The following is a 1,901-nucleotide window of genomic DNA, read 5'->3' as shown; positions in this document are numbered from 1 at the left end:
GAAATAATCTGTGGAATGATGGTTACCGCAACACCCAAGAATAGTAGGCTCATACCGTGTTCTTTGATGGTGTCTACCGCTTGAGGGCCAGCCTCAAGACCAACGATACCCACGAATGCTGCTAGACCGAAGTCGCGAATAAAGCTTGCTGCTGATTCTGGGAATTGCGCCACATGTGGGTTACGGCTGCGTAACCAACCAACAATCAGACCTGACACTAGACAGCCTGCACCAGAGCCGATAGTGACCGGAATACCTGCAATTTTGAAGTTGATTAGGCCAATCAAAAGACCCAATACCATACCCATGCCTAGTACAATGAAGTCAGTCATTGTTGCTGAGTTCATTGGCTTACCGATTGTACCTTGAACACGATTAATATCGCTTGGTGAGCCAGTTAATTGAATAACATCATTTTTCTTAACAACAAGGTCAGCGTGAACTGGGATTGATACACCTTCGCGAAGGTAGTCAGTCACATAAACACCACGGTAAGTGCCTTTGTTCGCTTCTGATTTGATTTGACCTAGTGTACGGCCAATCAGTTGTTTGTTGTCTGCGATAAGCTGACGGTTCTCTTCAATGACTTCGTACTCTTCTGGAAGCACAACTTCAGAGCCAACAGAGTCACCTTTCAACTGACCAATGGCTTTACGAGTACCTGTGATAACCAGAACATCGCCTTGTTGAAACTTAGTAAATTTGTCTGCTTCAATCGCTTTGCCATCACGCTCGATAACTTCGATGCATGCGTCTATTGAATCTTGATTGATTTGGGCTAGTGTCAAACCATTCACTTTGCTCTCTGCTTTGATTTCAAAAGCGCGAGTCTCAAGTTTTGTCATCGCATTGAATTCACCAGCACCAAGCTCTGCATTACCATCTGAGTTCGCTTCTGCCATTTTGATTGCTTCAGCGCGGATATCCCATTTCATTAGTGTTGGGAATACCCATGTCACCATTAGGATTGGACCTAATGAACCAAAGATGTATGTTACAGCGTAACCTACAGCAACGTTAGTTTGCATCAGATGTTTGGCTTCTTCAGACACACCACCCAAACGGGCGATCGCATCGCCTGCAGTACCAATGATCGCAGACTGAGTTAAACCACCGGCAGCTAGGCCCGCAGCAGTACCTCTATCTAAGTCAAACAACCACGCAGCGGCAAGTACACACAATAAGCCTGAAACCGTCATAACAACCGCAGACAACAGAATGTTGATGGTTCTAAAGTTAAGCGCTTTAAAGAATTGTGCGCCGCCTTGATAACCCACAGCATAAATAAAGAGCGCAAAGAAAATACTTTTTACGCCGGGATCAATCTGAACACCAAATTGCCCAATAATTACGCCCATTAATAATGTTCCGGCCACACCGCCTAAAACAAATCGGCCGATAGTAATTTTACCAACCATATAACCCAATGAGAGTGTAATAAATAGTGCGACAAATGGTGCCATGTCAAACAGATTAGAAATAATGTCCATGACAAATTTACTCTTGTTACTAAATATAAGGAGTAAATAATCTAACGAATAACTTAATAATGATATTTGTTGGATTATTCAAAATAAATAAAGCATCTCGTTGCTTCGAACCGAATATTAAGAACAAAAGGTTTTATTATGTAATCCCATTTGATGGATCAAATCATCACTTTAACTGTTCGCATAGTTTTTGAAGTGCAATTTACATCTTAAGTGATTGTTTTAAATATATTTATCTTAAACCGGCAAAAGTAGATGATTTTCGAAATCAATTTCAATTAAGTGTTTCCACTTCAAGAACGACAACCTACCTACCGTTGTTTTACTGGCTTACGGCGGCGTTGTTAATGATATGGACACTTCCACCCACCGTCTAAACTTATAGTCGGTAAGGCTTTGTTTCCTAAATCA

1 protein-coding gene is annotated in these 1,901 nt (G+C 41.7%); it reads right to left on the bottom strand.

Annotation, left to right across the window (positions count from 1 at the left end; all coding sequences use genetic code 11):
- Positions 1 to 1,490 (bottom strand): aspartate-alanine antiporter (gene aspT / locus AB4329_RS19595; RefSeq protein WP_104216373.1); only part of this gene is annotated, 1,490 nt, incomplete at its 3' end.
- Positions 1,491 to 1,901 lie beyond the last annotated feature (411 nt).

The organism is Vibrio sp. 10N.261.54.A5 (genome assembly GCF_041471145.1).
In the GTDB taxonomy this organism is placed as follows: Bacteria; Pseudomonadota; Gammaproteobacteria; order Enterobacterales; family Vibrionaceae; genus Vibrio; species Vibrio crassostreae_C.
The sequence above is the reverse complement of the archived record's forward strand: the minus strand, read 5'-3'. Positions and strand labels throughout refer to the sequence as shown.